Origin of the sequence: Streptomyces africanus, from assembly GCF_002150735.1 — a bacterium.
GTDB classification, from domain to species: domain Bacteria; phylum Actinomycetota; class Actinomycetes; order Streptomycetales; family Streptomycetaceae; genus Streptomyces; species Streptomyces africanus.
The window spans coordinates 1-19,488 of sequence record NZ_MUKA01000372.1 but is presented as its reverse complement, the minus strand read 5'-3'; the positions used below and the strand labels follow the sequence as shown (position 1 = coordinate 19,488).

The following is a 19,488-nucleotide window of genomic DNA, read 5'->3' as shown; positions in this document are numbered from 1 at the left end:
CCGGGTGCCGTGGGTGCCAGGGACCCGAGGGTGATCCAGCACTCCTCCAGCAGGGTGTGACGCGCCGCCTTGGCCCGCTGGAGCAGCTGCTCGTCCGCCGCGGCCGCGGAACATCCGGTCAGCGCCATCACCGCGCCCTTGGCCCGCTCGACGACAGCCGATGTCGCCGCCTGGTCGCGCAACCGGTCCAGTTCGGCGCGCTGCCGGGCGACGATCTTGGCCAGTTCGACCAGGTCCGGTGCGGCACCGGGCTCCGCCGGTGTCACGGGCTCGCTCGTCACGCGTTGAGCATCGCATACCCGCGCCCGTTCGCAGACTGCCTTGTGCGCACGGGCAGCTCCCGATTCCCAAGGGCCACTTGGGTCACAGCAGCCTCCGAGCCCTCAGTCGCCGTCGCGCGGATACAGCCACAGCCGCAGCAGCCGGCTGAGCCTCGGCATCACCAGATAGGTCAGCACCGGCAGCAGTACCAGCGGGAACACGGCGGCCCGCAGCGGCAGCGGCCAGCCGGTGGTGTGCGGCGTGACCAGCCACTGGACGAGCAGGGTGAAGGGATACGCGCCGAGGAACGTCGTGAGGACCATCTTCCACCGGGGCGGGGCCTGCACGGTGGTGCCGGGCAGGCTGAACCAGGTCTCCATCCCGGTCGTCGACTGGCGTTCGCTGCTGACCTCGGTGGCGATGTCCTCGATCCGCCGGTGCCAGTGCGCGCGCTCCTCGGACTCCAGCCATGCGGCGAGGCGGTGCTGGTCGGACCAGCGCAGCACCGCGTGGTAGCGGTGGCCGTCCTCGGGCGTGAGCCAGGAGACGCCCTCGTTGCCCGGGAACTGTCTGGCGCAGCGGGTGATGCCGCGCGTCCACTCCTCGAACTGCCGCTCCCGGCCGGGACGTACCTGCCAGGTCAGAACCGTGGTCACCGGCTCACCGCGCCGGACTTCGGTGGTGCTCATCCGCTCACGGGTGCCACGCCTGAGGCGGGCCATGCCGCGCGGGTCAGCGGTGTGCCTCCACCAGCGCCTGGGTGACCGCCCGCACGCTGCGCGCGATGTGCTGCAACTGCATCACCTCCGCCGCGTACAGCTTGATCGTGTGCTCGATGACGCCCTCGTGCAGACCGAGTCCCGGCAGGTCGGCGCGGGCGGTCTGGAGGGCGGTGCGGGCCACCCTGAGCTCCTGCTGGACCTGGATCTGGGCATGCCGGGCGAGCAGGACGGGGTGGCGGACGAACACGGGGTAGCCGGCGTAGCGCGCGGGCACCAGCTCGCGCAGCCACTTGGCCGCCGAGCGCTCCCAGTCGTAGCTCCCGGGGGTCTTGACCTGGCAGGGCCAGTCCGGGCTGATGCGCGTGGACGTCAGGGGCATGATCATCGCTTCCGGGTGTGCGGCGTCGTGAGGGTGGACGACGGGTCGGGGCGGCCCCGGCCTAGGGGATGACCGGGGCCGCCACGGACACCCGGGACGCCGAAGCGGGTAGGAGCCGGCCCCTCGGGTGCGGAACGGATCCGGAAGGGCCGGGTCGCGATCCGTGTGCAGTATTTATATATGCCATCCGGTTTTCAAGCGGCATGAAAACATTCATGCGCGCTTTGTTGTGGAATGCCGCTCAGTCCCGGAGGAAGAAGTGGTGCTGGTCGGCGACCTGCTCGTACTCCTCGAGCCGCGCCTGGGTCCGTTCCGGGTCCGCGTCCGTCATGGCCTGGAGCAGCGCCGAGCACATCACGCCAGGGGCGGCGTAGGAGTCGAAGACCAGGCGTGACCCGGTCCCGATGGCGAAGGCGACATCGGCCTCGTCCGCGAGCGGCCCGAGCGCCAGGTCGGTGATCAGCGCGACCTTGAGCCCGGCGCCCCGCGCGACCCGGACGGCCGTCAGGGTCTCCTGGGCGTGCCGGGGCATGGAGAACGCCAGCACCCAGGTGCCGCCCGCCTCGCGCGACTGCAGCAGCGCGTCGTAGGCGACGCTGCCGCCGCGTGTCACGAGCCGTACGTCCGGGTGGATCCGGCGGGCGGCGTAGGCGAAGTACTCGGCCAGCGAGACGGAGATGCGCAGGCCGAGGACCGTCAGCGGGGTCGAGGACGACAGTTTGCGGCCGATGTCGATCACCAGGTTCGGGTCGGCGAGGTCCCGCCGCAGGTTCTCCAGGTTCTCGATCTCGGCGTCGACCGCCGCCTGGAGCTCGTTGCCCCGGTTCTCCTCGGCCGGGCCGCCGCCCGCGAGGGTGCCGAGCGCGATCGACTGGAGCTTCTCCCGCAGTGCCGGGTAGCCGCTGAAGCCGACCGCAGAGGCGAACCGCGTCACCGAGGGCTGGCTCACGCCGACCCGGTCCGCGAGATCCGTGATGGACAGGAACGCCGCCTCGGTGATGTTCTCGATCAGGTACTGGGCGATGCGCCGCTGGCCCGGGGACAGCCGGGGCCGGTCGAAGAGCGCTCTGAGCTGGGCGGACGGGGAGACCTCCGCTTCGGGGTCGGCCTTCCCCGAGGTGATCGCGGATGCCTGTGCGCGTGCCTGCTGCGGCGATGGCACCGGTTCGCCTCCTTCGTCTCCCAGGGACGTTCAACATAGCTCACGCACCGTGGTGACCAGGGCTTCTTCGCAGAGCACATGAGGTGCCCGGCAGGGGGATACCCGGACGCCGGGCGGGAACCCGCCGCGGCAGAAGATCCCGACACGACGGACGAGGAGCCATCGTCATGACCGTCCCCGAGGAGAACCGGCCCAAGACGCAGACCACGGACGAGGTCCTGGAACACCCGGACGAGAACCAGCCTCGGCCGCCGGGCGCGACCGGCCGCACGATGCGCGAGGCCCTGGAGGAGGCCGAGGTACGGCCCGACGACTACGACGAGCGTTAGCTCTCCGGGCCACCGCAACCGAACCGACGACGCTTCCGGCAGGTGAGACCACATGGGCGCACTGAGTGCGCTGGAGGAGACACTGGAGAACCGATGGGAGGCCCTGTGGGCCCGGGTCCTAGACAAGGAGCCGGTCGAGGTCCTCGACGCCCTGCGGCACGAGTGCGACGACAACGCCGTGGTGTGCCGGGCGGGCCGGGTCATGGTCCCCAACGCCTACGACGTGGAACTCGCCGACGAGGTGCACGACCAGCTGACGCGCCACGGCACCAGCGTGGGCCAGGCCCTCACCGACAGCCTGTCCCGCCACGCGGAACGCAGGGGCTACGAGTTCGCGGGCCCGCTCGCGGTACACGTCGCGAGGTGCCCGGACGTGCCCAACGGCCGCTACCGCGTGGCCAGTCGCGTCATGCAGCACGTGAGTACGGACGGCTTCTTCCACGCGGCCCACTGAAGCGCCCCAAAGGGGCGCGGGGAACTGCGCGAGCAACCACGATGCACCCGCCGGACGACCCGGAACGGACGTTCAACGGCGATAGATCGTGATCGAGTGCCCGACGTCGTCGACCGGGCGGCTGCCGCCGATCAACTCGGCCAGCCGCCCGGTCGCTTTCGCGGCCGCGGAGTCCGACACCACCAGCACCCCCCGCACGTCACCGGCCGGCACCCTGCGAGGATCACCGGCCCGGATGCCGTAGAAGGACGGCACCCCGCTGCCCTTGTACACCAGCCACACCCGCTCACCGCGGTACCGCTCGCGCAGCCGCTCCGCGAGCCGCCCCAGATCCTGCCCCCAGTCCACGTTCGAGTCGTGCAGGAACTCCCGCGTCCTGGCCGGCCCGCCGAACGCCTCGTTGGCGTACGGCAGGTAATAGGGGTACGTACGCAGGGAACTGACGGCGACGAACGCCACCAGCACCCCCACCCCGACCGAGACCCACCGCCGGCGCACCACGAGAACGCAGCCCGCCGCCACCGCGAGGAACAGCGGCAGGAAGACGGCGTACCGCGTGCCGAAGTCCCGCGCTCCCTGCATGGCCGCCGCCAGCAGCACCAGCGGCGGAGCCAGCACATAGGGCGCGGCCGGACGCAGGCGGCGTACCGCCGTCACGACGACCGCCCCGGCGGCCCACAGCGCGAGCATCCCGAGCGGCGTCTTCACCAGCAGCGCGGCCGGCAGGTAGTACCAGAGCGGGTCCGAGTACAGCCGGCCGAACAGAAAGCCCTGCCACGGCCGGTTCTCCAGCCCGAACTGGATCCGCATCCCGTCCCGGTAGGCCTCCGGGAACGGCAGGAGCCGGACCAGCAGCCCGCGCAGCCCGTGCACCACGGGAACATGCTGCTCCGGTGTCCAGCGCAGCCGCGGATCGACCATCAGATACGCGGTCCACACGACCGCGATCGCCGCCAGAGCCACCACGCCCGCCCCGACGGCCGCACGTACCAGGCGCCGGCCTCCTTCGGACGCGTGCCACACCGACCCGGCGGCCAGAGCCATGAGCACCGGTACGGCCGGAAGCACGCTCATCTTGGTGGCCAGGGCCGCCCCCAGCGCCGCCCCCGCGAGCGGCACGTACAGCCGGGGCCTGCGGCGCGCCCGCCACAACAGCCACGCCGACGTCAGCACGAACCCGGCGGCCGGCACGTCGAGCGTGGCGAGCGAGCCGTGCGCGATGACGTCGGGGGAGAAGCAGTACAGGGCGAGCGCGGCCAACGCCCCGGCCGTCCCGGCCAGTTCACGGGCGAAGGCGAAGACGACCAGTCCGAACAGCAGCGTCAGCGCGATGACGGGGAGGCGGGCCCACAGCATCAGCCGCCAGGGGTCGTTGCCCGTCTCGTAGAGCAAGTGCCGCCCCACGGCGCCCTGGTCCCCGGCGAAGGAGGGGTCGACACGCGGGTCCGCGAGGGCCACCCCGGTGCCGATGAGGAGCTTGCCGAGCGGCGGGTGCTCGGGGTTGTGGCGCAGCCGGTGCTGGTGCGTGTACTCGGCGGCGGCGCCCACGTACACCGGTTCGTCGATCGTCGGGGTCTGCCGCACGGCGGTGCTGACCATGGCGAAGGCCATCACCGCGAGCAGCACGGACACCAGGAGCGGCAGCGGCCACCGGCTGCCGGACCACCGGGTGGCCCCCGCCGGAGACGGCGGGGGCAGCGACAGCGGCCGGGGGACGGCGGGAGCGGTCCAGAGGTCCCTCATGGACCCACTCTGCACCAGCACCCCGCCGCTCGGGGGGTCACCGCTTCACGAGTCGTACCGACAGACCGTCAGCGGTGTGCACGGGCACGGCCCGCAGCGTCGTCGAGTCCAGCTCGACACGGTCGAACCGGCCGCGCAGCGCCGGAGCCGACAGGACCGGGACGGTGGTCCCCGCGACCGGCGGCCGCTCGGCGTCGAGCCGCAGCGACAGCACGCCGCCCCGGCCGAGCAGCACGCGCCGGCTCACCGTGAGCGCCGCGCCCCGGTTCTGGCTCAGCGTCAGCTCCAGCGTCGACTCGCCCTCCTGGACGTACGAGCCGCGCACCCGCAGGACCTGGTCCGCGCGCAGGGTGCCGCCCGTGACCCGGACGTCGCCCTGCCCCAGGGCATTCGGGGAGGCGGCGACCAGCGTGCCGTCCTCGACGACGGTCCCGCCGTGGTACCGGTTGTGGCCGGTCAGCGTGAGCGTGCCCGTGCCGCGCTTGGTCAGCCCGCCGTCGCCCTCGATGTCGTTGCGCCAGCTGTCCGCGGCGTGGAAGCCACCGGCCGCCGCGTCCAGCGTCACCGTGACGTCGGTGTCGAAGGCGCCGTACCCGTCCGCCGCCGCGAACAGGTTCAGCCGGCCCCACTGCTCGAAGCCGTCCAGCAGGACGTACCCGGAGGGCAGTCCGGTCGTGCGCAGCACCTCGCGGCGCTGGGTCGCGCTCAGGTACGGCAGCCGCGTCTCCAGCAGGACCTCTGCGCCCTTCGGCACGGTGAGCGGGTCGTTGCGGCCGCGGCGGGGCAGGACGTACGTCAACCGGTGCCCGACCGCCCGGGCGTTGGCCCGGCGGTCGGCGTAGGCGTCGTCGGCGTCCGAGTGGGCGTAGGCGTACAGCGTGTCCGGCGTCGTGCCGGTCTTCTCGGTGAAGTAGGCGAGGGCCTGGGCGCGTGCCGCCGCCTTGAGCTCCGCGTTCGCCGGGTCGGCCAGTGTCGCCGCGGTCAGGGCGGTCGCCATGATCCGGCCGCCGATGACGTCGACGGTGGAGTGCATGCCCGACATGATCCGGGTGTGGCTGAGCTCGAACGCCCGCGTCACCAGCTCCTGGAAACGCTCGGGCACCGCGTACGCGTAGGCTAGACCGGCCAGATGGAAGGCGTTGGTGTGGCCGCTCGGGAACCCGCCGTCCTCCTGAGGGGTGTCGGAGCGCTGGCGCAGCAGCTGCGGGGCCACGACCACGTCCGAGTCGTACACCGGGTAGCCGAGGTCGTCCTTCTTCCCGGTGTCGACGACCTCGCTGTCCTCGTTCATCCGCCACGGACGCGGGTACTGGAAGGCGAACTTGGCCGGGTTGCCCGAGGCGTACGGCCCGCGCACGGTGTCGACCAGCTTGGCCACCTTGCCGAGGTCCGAGTCGTAGGAGCCCGCGCCGAGCGCGGATCCGGCGGGGGCGTCGGCGGGCAGGGTGTCGTTGATCTTCCCGGGGGGCGTGCCGTCCGGGGCGGTGGTGATCGACGTGACTGCCTTGGCGCCCGACGTGTACAGACCGGCGAGCGGGCCCAGGCCGCCGATCATGGCGTAGCTCTGGTGCCTGCGGTCGTAGAGGAAGGCCTCCTTGGCCTGCGCCTCGGTGCGGGCCTGCGTGATGCGGGCGCAGTAGCGCATGTTGGCGCGCAGCACCTCGCCGTCCAGGACGCGGCCGGTGTCCCAGGCGCCGCCGGTCTTCCACACCTGGGACATGCCGCCCAGGATCCGGACGACCGCGTTGGTCTCGGGCGTCTGGTTCGTCGTGACGTTCGACTGGTAGTCGTCGACGAACGCCGCGGGGCCCGTGGCGGCCTTCGCGTCGGCGGCGCCGAGCCACGTGGCGAAGGCCGGCGCGGCCAGCAGACCGGCCGTGGCGCCGAGGGAGGTCTTGAGGAAACCGCGCCGGTCGACGGACGCGGTGGTGGACTGCCCGGCTGATGACGGCATGCTGTGCCTCTCCTGAGTTCTGCGAAGGGGTCTGCGACAGAGTTCTGCGGCCGCACGTCGGCCGTGCGGCCGCGGGACGAGCGAGGAGCTACGGCCGTGCGGCCGGGGGACGAGCGAAGATCTACGGCCGGGCCGTGACCCTTCGGAGAGGGTCCGGCCACCAGCCGGTGTCCGGCACGTGAACGGCGGCCGCCCGGCTCACCGGAGCGAACGGGCCAGCGCCAGGGCGCCCTCGACCGGCGGCACCCGCAGCGGCTGCGGCCGGGCCCCGGGCAGGGACTCGGCGAGCGCGGAGGTGAACGCCTCGTACAGCGCGGGCTGGGCGAGGACCGTGCCGCCCGCCACCACCACGTCGTCCACCGGGACCCCGCGCGCGGCGAGCCGTACGACGAGCCCGGCGAGTGCCCGCCCGCCGTCGGCGATCACCGCCCGGGCGAGCGGCGAGCCCGCCTCGGCGGCGTCGAACACGGCGGGGGAGCGGCGGCCCCACTCGGCGGAGACGTCCGTGGCGGCCTCCAGCGCGGCGCCGAGCGCGGGCACCTCGGCCACCCCGAACGCGGCGACCAGCCCGGCCGCCAGCGCGTCGGGCTCCTCGCCCCGGTCGTGCGCGGCCCAGACGGCGCGCGCGGCCTCACGGACGAGGCCGGCCGCGCCGCCCTCGTCCCCGAGCACCGCGCCCCAGCCGCCGACCTGGACCGCGGCGCCGTCGGGCAGCCGTCCCACCGCGACCGAACCGGTACCGGCGACCAGTCCGACGCCCTTGTCCAGCCCCGCGGCGGGAACGAGCAGTTCGGCATCGCCCACGACGAGCGCGGGCACCCCCAGCCGCTCCTGAAGGGCGGCGCGGATGCCCGCGCACTGGCGTGGGGTCTCGCAGGCGTGACCGCCCACGGCGAGAGCGGACGGTCGTACGTGAGGAGGCAGGGCGTCGGCGACCAGAGCGGCCAGCCAGTCGGCGGCGGCCCCGGGGTCGTGCGGCCGCCATCCCGCACTGCCGCGGACATGGTCGACGACGTCCTCGTCGCCCGCGACGGCGCGCAGATGTGTCTTGGTGCCGCCCACGTCGATACCGACCGCGTAAGGCGTGGAGTCCTGCACGGGTCCTCTTTCGTCGTTGCGCGGCACGGCGACGGCAGGCGAACCGCCCGTCGGACCACGGCAGTTGAAGAGGTAGGGAAGCCCCGGGACGGGCTTCTGCGGAACACGGCAGGCGAGTACCGTGAAGTTCGTTAGGAAGTTAACTAACGAAGTAGGGTGCGCGTCAAGAGGCACGGAATCCCGATGCCGCGCGACCCCTGCCGCCGCCCTGCACGGCCGCAGCACGACCTGGGGAGACCATGCACCTGAGCGAGAGTGCCCGTGTGGTGTTCGACGTACTGGCCGGGACGGGCACGGCCACCCGTCCCCAGCTGGCGGCCGGTGCGGGCCTTTCCAAGCCGACCGTCTCCTCCGCCGTGGCCGAGCTCGAAGCCGTCGAGCTCGCCGCCCACTCCGGCAGGGCCTCCGGCGGCACCGGCCGCAGCGCCGCGATCTACCGTCTCGGACCGGCCGCCGGCGCCGTGCTCGCGGTCGACCTGGGGCCCGCCGTGACCCGGGTGCGCGGCTGCGCCCTGGACGGCACCCTGCTCGCCGAGGGCACCGGCTCCCGCCGGGACGCGGCCGACACCGTCCGCAAGGTCCTCGACGCCCTGCCCGCCGGGGCCCCGCTGCGGGCCGTCGTCGTCGCCGTCGGTGACGTCCCCATACGGGACCGCGCCGGGGAGCGCCCCGCGACCGCCAAGGCCGGTCCCGTCTTCGACGCCATGGCCGTCGCCCTGCCCGAGGGCGTCCCCGTGCACCTGGAGAACAACGTCAACTGTGCCGCCCTCGCCGAGCTCCACGAGGGCGCCGCCGTCGGCCGCGACACCTTCGGCTACCTGCGCATCGGCGTCGGCATCGGTCTCGCCGTCGTGATCGGCGGCCGGGTGCTGCGCGGCGCGAACGGCGCCGCCGGTGAGGTGGCCCGGCTGCCCTACCCCTGGGACGACGACCATGCCCCGCGCCACGAGGGCCTGGAGCAGCGCATGGGCTCGCGCACCCTGCTGCGCCGGGCGGCCGAGGCCTGGCAGGAGACCGACGGGCCCCGCCCGCGCACCGCCGAGCGGCTTCTCGCCCTGGCCGGGCAGGGGCATGCCACGGCCGGTGCCGTGGTCGCCTCGCACGCCGCCGACGTGGGCCGGCTCGCCGCCGCCGTCGCCGCCGTACTGGACCCCGGCCTGATCGTCCTGGGCGGCGGTACGGGAGCGGATCCGCAGCTCCTGCCCGGTGTGCGGGCCGAGCTGGCCCGGCTGAGCTGGCCCACCGAGGTGGTCAGCAGCGTGGTGGGCGACACCGGCACCGTGGCGGGTGCCAGCAGGCTCGCGGTCGCCCATGGAATTCAAACCGTGACCGGAGCTGTACGGGCGAAGCATTGACGGCTGCGCCATCGGTCTGCCAATGTCCGGACAAGCGCTTTCTGAGTCGGCCGGGACGCCGACTCCGGGTGAGCCTCCCGCCCGTACGAGAAGTACGGCAGCCGCACGAGGGCGTGCTTGTGCGACGTCGGCCGTCATGGCCGGGGACCCCACCCGTCAGGGCGTCGCGGCCGGGCGAGGCCGTGCCCCCGGAAAGCTGAATTTTTCCCCGCGAAATGCACCTGTGCCGCCTCGGCTGGCGCCGTGCTTCCTCCGCTACGACGAAAAGGGATCGAAGATGACCAGTCTGGGTGTGCGGCGCTCCAGCCGACTCGGCCGCGGCGGCATACGCCGCGTGGTTCCCCTCGCTGCCGTGGCCACGGCAGGTGCCCTTCTGCTCTCCGCCTGCGGGTCGGGGTCCGACTCGGGCGGGACCTCCAAGTCGCTGACGTTCTGGATCTCCACGGTTCCGGGGCAGGACGCGGGCTGGAAGAAGATGGTGACGCAGTACAAGAAGGAAACCGGCGTCAAGATCAACCTCGTCAACATCCCCTACGACGGTTACTCGACGAAGCTGCACAACGCCGCGCAGGCGAATTCCCTGCCCGACGTGGCGGCCGTGCCGGCGCTGGACCCGATCTGGGCGAACAAGCTGATCGACCTCGGCTCCATCGCCAACAAGAAGAGCAACAAGATCAACGCCAACTTCCTCGCCAAGGACTCGTCCGGGAAGGTGCTGTCCATCCCCTCGGACGTCACCGCGTCCGGCATGTTCATCAACAAGTCGCTGTTCGAGAAGGCCGGCGTCTCCTTCCCGACCTCGCCCCAGAAGACCTGGACCTGGACCGAATTCATCAAGGCGGCGGACAAGGTCCGGGAGAAGACCGGTGCCAAGTACTCCCTGACCTTCGACCAGTCGCCGTCCCGGCTCCGCGCCATGGTGTACGAGCTCGGAGGCAAGTACGTCCACGCGGACTCCTCCGGCAAGTTCTCGGTGGACGCCGCGACCCGGAAGGCCGTGAAGCGCTTCGTCGGGCTGAACGACGACAAGACCATGCCGAAGTCGGTGTGGACCAGCGGCGCCGACCCGGCGGCCATGTTCCAGAGCGGTGACGTGGTCGCCTACTGGTCCGGCGTGTGGCAGGTTCCCGCCTTCGCGGAGAGCATCAAGAAGTTCGACTGGGCCAGCGTTCCGACTCCCGCCGAGCCGGTGCAGGCCAGCGACGTCAACAGCGGCGGCATGACGGTGGGCTTCAACAACAACCCCGCCGCGGCCGACGCCGCGACGAAGTTCCTGACCTGGCTGTACGAGCCGGCGCACTACCAGGACCTGTGCGAGACGTCCGGCTTCCTGCCGGTCGAGAGCGGCCTGAACCCGAAGTACCCCTTCAAGTCCGAGGCGGCGCAGGCGGCGTTCAAGCTGTACAACGAGTCGATCCCGCTCTACGCCCCGATCTCCGGCTACTTCAACAGCGCGCAGACGAAGTGGGTGCTGAAGGGCAAGAGCCTGCCCGAGGACCCGACCAAGACGGAGCTCGGCAAGGCGATCAACGGCCAGCAGTCGCCCGACAAGGCGCTGGACAACATCGTGGACGTCTACAACCAGCAGGTCGGCGGCTGAGCGCGGCCCGGCAGGCCCGGGCGGCGGGGTCGAGACACCGCCGCCCGGCCTCACGGCCCCCGCGTGATGCCGGGCTCGTGGCCTGAGCCCACAGGAACCCATTCCACCAGCACGGAGTCAGGAAGATGACCAAACGCGCCCCGGACGTGTCCGCGAGCCCGCCCAGGAGACGCAGCAAGTACACCCTTGCGCCGCTCGTGCTCATCGCGGCCAATGTCGTGCTCTTCGCGCTGTTCTTCGTCTGGCCTGCGGTGATCGGGCTCGTCTACTCCTTCACGAACTACACGGGCGTAGGGGTGTTCCAGTTCGTCGGACTGGACAACTACCAGAACCTGTTCGGGGACTCCACCTTCTACGACGCGCTGACCCGGACGCTGCTGTACGCCGTGCTCTTCGTCCCGATGAACTTCGCGTTCTCGCTGCTCATCGCCAACCTGGTGGTGAGCAAGCACGCCAAGGGCGCCTCGGTCGCCCGCGTCGTCTTCTTCATCCCCTGGCTTCTGTCGCCCATCGTCGTGGGTGTCCTGTGGCGGTGGCTGTTCGGTGAGAACTTCGGACTGGTCAACTACCTCATCCACGAGCTCGGCGGGAGCGCCGTGCCCTGGCAGTCGAACGCCGACCTGTCGCTGCTGGTGGTGGTGATGGCGGCGTCCTGGGCCTGGACGGGTTTCTCGATGCTGCTGTTCATCGCGGCGATCAAGAACGTACCGGTGTCGTACTACGAGGCGGCCTCGCTCGACGGCGCCGGTCCGTGGCGCCAGTTCTTCAGCATCACGCTGCCGAGCATCGCGCCCACCTCGTTCATCGTCATCCTGCTCAACACGATCAACGCGATGAAGGAATACCCGGTGTTCGTCGCCCTCAACAACGGCGGGCCCGGAACGTCGAACAACCTGATGGTCCAGTACATCTATGAGACCGGCTTCAAACGGGGCCAGATCGGCTACGCGAGCGCCGCGTCGTTCGTGCTCATGCTCATCCTGATGGCCGTAGCGATCATCCAGCTGATCGTCAACCGGCGGGTGGAGAACCGATGACAACCACAGACATGCCACGCCCGGTCGACGCCGGATCCGGACGGCCCGTCGCCAAGAAGCGGCCCCGCGGCGCGGCCACCGGCGGGCTCCGGCAGGCGGTGTCCGCGACGACACTGCTGTGGCTGCTGGCCTGCCTCTACGGGCTGCCGGTGCTGTGGTTCATCCTCAGCTCCCTCAAGCCGGCCGGCGATCTGTTCTCCTATCCGCTGACGCTGGTTCCGCACGACCCCACCCTGTCGGGTTTCAAGGCAGCGTGGAACAGCGCCAACTTCTCCCAGTACTTCATCAACACGACCATCGTGTGCGTGATCACGACGATCCTCACGGTGGGTGTCAGCTGCTGCACCGGGTACGCGCTGGCCAAGTACGACAACAGGTGGCTCAAGGTCTTCTTCCTGTGCATCCTGGCCACCACGATGCTGCCGTCCGAGGTCATGCTCGCCCCGGAGTTCCTGGTGGTCCGCGACCTCGGCCTGTACAACTCGTTCGCCGGCATCATCCTCCCGGCCGTCCTCACCGCGACCGGATGCTTCATGTTCCGCCAGTTCTTCCTGACGGTTCCCGACGAACTCGTGGAAGCCGCACGCATCGACGGTGCCCGTGAACTGTCGATCTTCCTGCGGATCATGGTGCCGCTCTCCCGGCCCATCATGCTGACCCTCGCCATCCTGTCCTTCCAGTGGCGGTGGAACGACTACATCTGGCCGCTTCTGATGCTCAACGACCCCAACAAGTTCACCGTGCAGATCGGTATCCAGAGCATCGTCGGGGCGCAGAACATCAACTGGTCGGTCCTGCTCGGCGCGTCGGTCATCTCCATGATCCCTCTGATCGCCATCTTCCTGGTCTTCCAGCGTTACGTCATGGGCGCCGACATCAACGCAGGACTGAAGGACTGACCTCAGGCATGAAGGGCTGATCCACCCGTGCACCTCCCTCACCAGCGCGGCCCGTTGCACGACCTCCCCGACACCCCGGAGGCGTACGACGCCGTCCTCGCCGGCGTCACCGAGCAGGCCCTGGCCCGCATGACGCCGGAGGGCAACCTCGAACACCCCGACTGCGTCGACGACATCGGCGACACCTCCCTGGGCGTCACCTCCCTGCTCGCCCTCGCCTGGCAGCGCGGCAAGGACCCCCGCCTGCCGGAGGCGGTACGCCGCAGCCTCGCCTTCCACCTGGACGAGCGGGTCTACACCGAGGACAACCCGGGCTACCCCAACCTCCGGGTGCGCAACTCCGGTCTGCCGTACGCCCGTTACACCCTGGCGGCCGGAGCCCACCCCATCGGCGACTGGCCGAGCACGGTGTGGGCGCTGCTCCAGGCGGTCAACGTCCTGGACGCGGCGGACGGCCTCGTCGACGACGCACAGCGCGCCCGGCTCCTCGACGTGGCGCACGGCTACTGGCGCTGGCTCACGAAGGCCACGTTCTTCAACCCGCAGGAGGCCGGCAACCAGGCGATCGGCTGCGTCGTCGGCGGCCTGATGCTGGCCCGGCACCTGCCGCCCGCCGAGGGCGACCCGGTGCGCCGGGAGGCCCTGCGGCTGTACGAGGACGAGATCCGCGCGCACCGCGTCCGCGACCGCGGCGCTCTCCTGCCCCCGGAGCACGGCGGCGCCTATGACAACAACTACGGCCCGATCTCCCTGTCCTTCCTCGCCCAGGCCCACCTGGTCAGCGGCGAGGAGGTCTTCGTCGAGGACGGCGACGCGCTCGCCCGCTACATCGACGCCCGCCTGACGAACGGCGGCTTCGACAACGGCGGTCCGCGCTACAGCGAGCAGCACTCCGCCTTCGAGTCGGTGCTGGGCCTGCGCTACTTCAGCGCCCGCATCGGCTCCGACCTGGGCCGCTACCGGGGCGACAGCCGCTGGGCCCGGCACGCGGTCAAGGCGGACGGCGGCGTCGACGGCCACTTCGCGTGGATGCTGGTCTGGCAGATCCAGGACACCACGCGCTGGCACCGCGAGCCGTCCCGGGCGGTGGCCCGGCACCACCTGCGCGCGGGCACTGTGTCGGTGGCCTTCGACGACCGCATGACCCCGTCGGTCATCGAGGCGGCCGGTACCTACTACCTGGCCGCCGCCGTCAACCGCCAGCACGGCTTCGGCCCCGTCACCGACGGCTTCCTGCTCTGCCGCCCGATGGGCGAGGTCCGCGTCCGTGACGTCCGCGCCGACGGCCTGGCGGCCAAGCTGGTCACCAAGCCCGTCGTCGGCCGCGACCACGTCCTGCGCCATGTGCGTTCCCTCTACGTCACCGACGGCACCAGCCTGTGGACGACCGTGGCCGTGGAACGCCTCGACGGCACCCCGTACCTGCTGGCAGGCCTGCCGTACGCCGAGGACGACGGCGACCGGGTCCGGCGTACGGCGCACGCGGCCGTGTCCTGCGCCGGCACCCTGCGCCTGACCCACCCCGACGCGGAGGGCACCGAGCACTTCGACGCCCGCGCCGAACTCACCCAGGAACAGGCCGCGTTCGCCCTCGCCGAGGACCCGCGCGGCTACGGCAACCCGGACGAGGGCTGGCGCCACCTGATCAGCTCGACCGCGCTGGAGGCCGGCCCCCTCCGGGACGGACCGGACGACCTGCATGTCTTCGCGGTCCGCTACGGCTCCGCCGAGCCGTGCGCGGTGTCCGCCGAACGGAGCCCGCAGGGCCTGACGGTACGGACGGACACCTTCACCGCCGTGATCGGGGACCCGGCCGGGGACGCCCACGCCGAGCCGCTGCTGACCCTGCGCACGACCACCGACTGAGGGATCGCGGCGCGCGCGACCCGACGAGTCCTAGCCGAGCGTGTGACCGCCGTTGACCTTGATGCGCTCGCCGGTGACGAAGGACGCCTCCGGTGAGGCGAGGAAAGCGACGGCCGCCGCGATGTCCTCCGGCTCGCCCATGCGCCGCAACGGCACGCCACTTGTGTAGGCGGCGAGCGATTCAGCGCTGGCTCCGGCGTGCCGCTCGACCGGGATCCAGCCCGGTGCGACGGTGTTCACCGTGATGCCGTACGGGCCGAGGGCGCGGGCCCAGCACTCGGTCAGGCTGTGCTGGGCTGCCTTGGCGGCTACGTAGGAGGACATCTCGGGCTGGAGGCGTTCCGGTGCGTCCGAGCCGATCTGGATGATGCGGCCGCCGCCGCGCTCCCGCATGCCCGGCAGTACCGCTTGCATCAGCAGGGTGGGGCTCTTGACGAAGAACGCGAGCTGGGCGAGGTGGCTTTCCCAGGTCACCGCCGTCGGGTCCTGCTCCGGCTGGGGTCCGGTGGCGTTGACGACGAGGGCCGTGACGGGGCCGAGGCGGTCGGTGATGTCCGCGATGAGGTCCGCACGGTGTTTTCCTCCGTCACATCCGCGGCGAACGCCTCGGCCGTCCCTCCGGCCGCCCGGATGTCCGCCACCACGCCGCGGGCCCCCTCAGCGCTCGCACGGTAGTTGACGGCGACCCGATGCCCGTCGGCCGCGAGACGGCGAGCGATGACGGCGCCGAGGCCACGGGAGGCCCCCGTGACCAAGGCGGTGCCGGTGCCTGCTGCGCGTGTCATGTCCCCAGAATAGGCAGCGGGGACACCAGGATCGGGCGGCCGTGAGAAGACGACTGTGACCACGAGCCGCTCCCGCTCACTCGAGGCAGCGCACCACCAGGTCCGCCCGCTCCCGCGTCGCCGCGACCAGTGCGACGTTGGGCTGGTCCGAGCGCAGCACCCAGGCCACCGCCTCGTCGTGGCTCTTGCCGAACTCCTCGTGCCGGGCCACCAGCCGGCGCATGCGCTCCTCCTCGTCGAGATCGCAGAACCACACCTCCTCCAGCTCGGCCCGGACGCGCCGCCACGCGCCCGTGTCCAGCAGCAGGTAGTTCCCCTCCGTCACGACCAGCCGGGCCGTCGGCGGCACCGGGACCGCCCCCGCGACCGGCTGCTCCAGCACCCGCTCGAAACCGGGCGCGTACACGATGCCGTCATCCGGCTCCTGGCAGCGCAGCCGCCGCAGCAGCGCCGCGTACCCGGCCGCGTCGAAGGTGTCCGGCGCGCCCTTGCGGTCCCGCAGGCCGAGCCGCTCCAGTTCGACGTCGGCGAGATGGAAACCGTCCATGGGGACGTGCGCCACCCACGGGTCGCCGGATCCGTTCAGTTCCCGCACCAGCCGCTCGGCGAGCGTCGACTTGCCCGCGCCGGGGCTGCCGGCGATACCGAGGATCGCGCGCCGGCCGCCCTGGGGCAGGGTTCGGGCACGGCGGACGAGGTCGTCGAAGGTGAGCGGCATACAGCAGAGTCTGTCACCCCCCGGAGTGTGGCGTGCGCCACTCACTGGACAGCGCCGGTAGGGGAACCGGACCTGTATGACGCAGCTCGGTCTCCCCGAAGACATCCACGCCTGCCTCTTCGACCTCGACGGTGTCGTCACCAAGACGGCCGTCGTGCACGCGGCCGCCTGGAAGGAGATGTTCGACGCCTTCCTGCGCGAGCGCGACGGCGCGGACTTCCGGCCGTTCGACGCGGCGGACTACGACGAGTACGTCGACGGGCGACCACGCGCCGACGGCGTGCGTACCTTCCTCGCGTCCCGCGGCATCGACCTGCCCGACGGCGACCCGGACGACCCACCCGGCGCGCAGACCGTGCACGGGCTCGGCAACCGCAAGAACGAGCTGGTCCTGGAGAAGATCCGCACCGACGGCGTCGAGGCCTACGACGGCACCCTGCGCTACCTGGAGGCGGTCCGGGCCCATGGACTGAGCACCGCGATCGTCTCCTCCAGCGCCAACTGCCGTGACGTGCTGCGCTCGATCGGGGCCGAGCACTTCTTCGACGTCCGCATCGACGGCGTGGTCGCCGCCGAGCGCAAGCTGCCCGGCAAACCGCACCCCGACACGTTCCTGGCCGCCGCCGAGGACCTCGGCATCGAACCGGCAGGGGCCGCCGTCTTCGAGGACGCCCTGGCCGGCATGGACGCGGGCCGCGCGGGCCGTTTCGGATACGTCGTCGGCGTCGACCGCGTCGGACAGACCGAGGCGCTGTACGCACACGGCGCCGACGTCGTGGTGAAGGACCTCGCCGAACTGGGGGGCACGCAGTGATCGCACAGCGGGCGTACACCGTCGAACCCTGGACGGTGCGTGAGACGGAGCTCAACCTCGACGTCCTGGCACAGAGCGAGTCCGTGTTCGCCCTGTCCAACGGTCACGTCGGCTGGCGCGGCAACCTCGACGAGGGCGAACCGCACGGCCTGCCCGGCTCCTACCTCAACGGCGTCCACGAACTGCACCCGCTGCCCTACGCCGAGGCAGGCTACGGCTACCCCGAGTCCGGCCAGACGTCCATCAACGTCACCAACGGCAAGGTGCTGCGCCTCCTGGTCGACGACGAGCCGTTCGACCTGCGCTACGGGCGCCTCGTCACCCACGAGCGGACCCTGGACCTGCGGCGCGGCGTCCTGGAACGGGTCTGCGAGTGGACCTCCCCGGCCGGCTCGACGGTCCGGGTGCGCTCCACGCGGCTGGTCTCCCTGACCCAGCGGGCGATCGCCGCCGTGGCGTACGAGGTGGAGCCCGTCGACAGCCGTACCCGCGTGGTCGTCCAGTCGGAGCTCGTCGCCAACGAGAGCCTGCCCGAGCCGGACGGCGACCCGCGCGCCGCACGGGCCCTGAAGTCGCCGCTGGAACCCGAGGAGGACCTCGCCTCGGGCAGCCGGCTGCGCCTGGTCCACCGCACCCGGCGCAGCGGCCTGCGGGTCGCCGTGGCCGCCGACCACCTCGTCACCGGCCCGGAGCGGACCACCACCAGCAGCGAGAGCAACGTGGACGTGGCCCGGCTGACCGTCACCTCGGTCCTGGAGCCGGGGGAGCGGCTGCGGGTGGAGAAGCTGGTCGCGCACGGCTGGTCCGCCGCCCGCTCCCGGCCCGCGATGAGCGACCAGGTCGAGGCGGCCCTCGCGGCGGCCGCGCACAGCGGCTGGTGGGGACTCCTGAAGGACCAGCGGGCCTACCTCGACGCCTTCTGGGCGCGCGCCGACGTCGAGGTCGACGGCGACGAGGAGATCCAGCAGGCCGTCCGCTTCGCCCTCTTCCACGTCCTGCAGGCCGGTGCCCGGGCCGAACAGCGCGCCATCCCCGCCAAGGGCCTCACCGGCTCCGGTTACGACGGCCACGCCTTCTGGGACACCGAGGCGTTCGTCCTGCCGCTGCTGACCTACACCGCGCCGGCCGCGGCCGCCGAGGCCCTGCGCTGGCGCCTCGACACCCTGCCCGCCGCCCGGGAGCGCGCGGCCCAGCTCGGCCTGCGCGGCGCCGCGTTCCCCTGGCGCACCATCGAGGGCTCGGAAGGATCGGCGTACTGGCCGGCCGGCACGGCCGCCTTCCACGTCGGCGCCGACATCGCGGACGCCGTCGTGCGGTACGTGGCGGTCACCGGCGACGAGGAGTTCGAGCGCGAGGTGGGGGTGGAGCTGCTGGTGGAGACCGCCCGGCTGTGGCGCTCCCTCGGCCACCACGACGACCGGGGCGTCTTCCACATCGACGGCGTCACCGGACCGGACGAGTACAGCGCGATCGCCGACGACAACACGTACACCAACCTCATGGCCCGGGCGAACCTGCTCGCCGCCGCCGACGCCTGCAAGCGCCACCCCGACGAGGCGGCCCGGCTCGGCGCCGACGAGGAGGAGCGGGCCGCCTGGCGGGACGCCGCCGAGGCCGTGCACGTCCCCTACAACGAGGAGCTCGGCGTGCACGAACAGCACGCCGGCTTCACCCGCTACCAGCGCTGGGACTTCGCCCGCACCGGCCCGGACCAGTACCCGCTGATGCTGCACTTCCCGTACTTCGACCTGTACCGCAAGCAGGTGATCAAGCAGGCGGACCTGGTGCTGGCGATGTACAGCTGCGGCAGCTTCTTCGACGAGTTCTTCGACGAGGAGCAGGTGGCCCGCAACTTCGCCTACTACGAGCCGCTGACCGTACGGGACTCGTCCCTGTCGGCCTGCGTCCAGGCCGTCCTGGCCGCCCAGACCGGCCATCTGGACCTGGCCTGCGCCTACACGGCCGAGGCCGCGCTGATGGACCTCGGGGACCTGGAGCACAACACCCGCGACGGACTGCACATCGCCTCGCTGGCCGGCACCTGGATGGCGCTGGTCGCCGGGTTCGGCGGTATGCGCTGCGCCGACGGCGGCCTGCGGTTCGCGCCGCGTCTGCCCGAGCGGTACAGCCGGCTGGCCTTCTCGGTCGGGTTCCTCGGCCGCTGCCTGCGGGTGGAGCTGACCGCCGGTCAGGCCACGTACACCCTGCGCTCGGGCCCGCCCCTGACGATCCGTCACCACGGCACCGAGGTGACGGTGCGTGAGGACACCCCCGTCACTCACCCGGTCCCCCCGCCGCCCCGGCGCCCGGCC

General features: G+C 71.7%; 19 protein-coding genes. 9 read left to right on the top strand and 10 right to left on the bottom strand.

Annotation, left to right across the window (positions count from 1 at the left end; translation table 11 throughout):
- The 4 genes from CCL05_RS36390 to CCL05_RS36375 all read right to left on the bottom strand — a co-directional run.
- Positions 1-281, bottom strand: a 281-nt coding sequence (locus CCL05_RS36390; protein ID WP_143590000.1) for an ANTAR domain-containing protein, incomplete at its 3' end; no start/stop codon positions are given.
- 102 nt (positions 282-383) lie between these two features.
- Complete coding sequence (locus CCL05_RS36385) at positions 384-950, bottom strand: antibiotic biosynthesis monooxygenase (RefSeq protein WP_086564916.1); 567 nt, start codon at positions 948-950, stop codon at positions 384-386.
- A gap of 43 nt (positions 951-993) precedes the next feature.
- Positions 994-1,368, bottom strand: a complete 375-nt coding sequence (locus CCL05_RS36380; protein WP_208641694.1) for a hypothetical protein — start codon at positions 1,366-1,368, stop codon at positions 994-996.
- 235 nt (positions 1,369-1,603) lie between these two features.
- Positions 1,604-2,524, bottom strand: coding sequence for a MurR/RpiR family transcriptional regulator (locus CCL05_RS36375; RefSeq protein ID WP_167409682.1), 921 nt, complete (start codon positions 2,522-2,524; stop codon positions 1,604-1,606).
- Positions 2,525-2,691: 167 nt separating this feature from the next.
- Here CCL05_RS36375 and CCL05_RS45400 point away from each other — a divergent pair, with 167 nt between their 5' ends.
- Positions 2,692-2,853 (top strand): hypothetical protein, encoded by a 162-nt coding sequence (locus tag CCL05_RS45400; protein WP_167409681.1) that lies wholly within the window; start codon positions 2,692-2,694, stop codon positions 2,851-2,853.
- 52 nt (positions 2,854-2,905) lie between these two features.
- On the top strand, positions 2,906-3,307 hold the full coding sequence (locus tag CCL05_RS36370; protein ID WP_086564913.1) for a DUF3662 domain-containing protein: 402 nt from the start codon (positions 2,906-2,908) through the stop codon (positions 3,305-3,307).
- 72 nt (positions 3,308-3,379) lie between these two features.
- Here CCL05_RS36370 and CCL05_RS36365 read toward each other — a convergent pair whose 3' ends face one another.
- From CCL05_RS36365 to CCL05_RS36355, 3 genes are all read right to left on the bottom strand, one after another.
- On the bottom strand, positions 3,380-4,918 hold the full coding sequence (locus tag CCL05_RS36365) for a phospholipid carrier-dependent glycosyltransferase (RefSeq protein WP_244204522.1): 1,539 nt from the start codon (positions 4,916-4,918) through the stop codon (positions 3,380-3,382).
- A gap of 169 nt (positions 4,919-5,087) precedes the next feature.
- A complete protein-coding gene (locus CCL05_RS36360; protein ID WP_086564911.1) occupies positions 5,088-7,004 on the bottom strand; it encodes a phosphatase PAP2 family protein in 1,917 nt (638 codons plus the stop codon).
- A 198-nt stretch (positions 7,005-7,202) separates the two neighbouring features.
- Positions 7,203-8,102 carry an N-acetylglucosamine kinase gene (locus tag CCL05_RS36355; RefSeq protein WP_086564910.1) on the bottom strand — a complete coding sequence of 300 codons (900 nt, stop codon included), beginning with the start codon at positions 8,100-8,102 and terminating at the stop codon, positions 7,203-7,205.
- Positions 8,103-8,341: 239 nt separating this feature from the next.
- On the opposite strand from CCL05_RS36355, the gene CCL05_RS36350 reads away from it, so the two are divergent.
- From CCL05_RS36350 to CCL05_RS36330, 5 genes are all read left to right on the top strand, one after another.
- The gene (locus CCL05_RS36350; protein ID WP_086564909.1) at positions 8,342-9,457 is read left to right on the top strand and encodes an ROK family protein; all 1,116 of its coding nucleotides are present in this window, start codon (positions 8,342-8,344) and stop codon (positions 9,455-9,457) included.
- A 277-nt stretch (positions 9,458-9,734) separates the two neighbouring features.
- Entirely contained in the window at positions 9,735-11,057 is a 1,323-nt protein-coding gene (locus CCL05_RS36345; protein ID WP_086564908.1) for an extracellular solute-binding protein, read from the top strand.
- 125 nt (positions 11,058-11,182) lie between these two features.
- Entirely contained in the window at positions 11,183-12,094 is a 912-nt protein-coding gene (locus CCL05_RS36340) for a carbohydrate ABC transporter permease (protein WP_086564907.1), read from the top strand.
- Positions 12,091-12,993: a carbohydrate ABC transporter permease gene (locus CCL05_RS36335; RefSeq protein ID WP_086564906.1), complete on the top strand. Its 903-nt coding sequence runs from the start codon at positions 12,091-12,093 to the stop codon at positions 12,991-12,993. The genes CCL05_RS36340 and CCL05_RS36335 overlap by 4 nt, the downstream gene beginning before the upstream one ends.
- Before the next feature lie 27 nt (positions 12,994-13,020).
- On the top strand, positions 13,021-14,859 hold the full coding sequence (locus tag CCL05_RS36330; protein ID WP_086564905.1) for a hypothetical protein: 1,839 nt from the start codon (positions 13,021-13,023) through the stop codon (positions 14,857-14,859).
- 30 nt (positions 14,860-14,889) lie between these two features.
- Here the strand turns inward: CCL05_RS36330 and CCL05_RS36325 are convergent, their stop codons facing one another.
- From CCL05_RS36325 to CCL05_RS36320, 3 genes are all read right to left on the bottom strand, one after another.
- A complete protein-coding gene (locus CCL05_RS36325; protein WP_208641695.1) occupies positions 14,890-15,420 on the bottom strand; it encodes an SDR family oxidoreductase in 531 nt (176 codons plus the stop codon).
- Complete coding sequence (locus CCL05_RS47640; RefSeq protein ID WP_208641693.1) at positions 15,330-15,644, bottom strand: SDR family NAD(P)-dependent oxidoreductase; 315 nt, start codon at positions 15,642-15,644, stop codon at positions 15,330-15,332. Before CCL05_RS47640 ends, CCL05_RS36325 begins: the two co-directional genes overlap by 91 nt.
- 76 nt (positions 15,645-15,720) lie before the next feature.
- On the bottom strand, positions 15,721-16,362 hold the full coding sequence (locus CCL05_RS36320) for a nucleoside/nucleotide kinase family protein (protein WP_086564904.1): 642 nt from the start codon (positions 16,360-16,362) through the stop codon (positions 15,721-15,723).
- A gap of 76 nt (positions 16,363-16,438) precedes the next feature.
- Between CCL05_RS36320 and CCL05_RS36315 the strand changes: the two genes are divergently transcribed.
- Entirely contained in the window at positions 16,439-17,176 is a 738-nt protein-coding gene (locus tag CCL05_RS36315; RefSeq protein ID WP_086564903.1) for an HAD family hydrolase, read from the top strand.
- Positions 17,173-19,488, top strand: a 2,316-nt coding sequence (locus CCL05_RS36310; RefSeq protein WP_107400561.1) for a glycoside hydrolase family 65 protein, incomplete at its 3' end; no start/stop codon positions are given. The genes CCL05_RS36315 and CCL05_RS36310, both read left to right, overlap by 4 nt.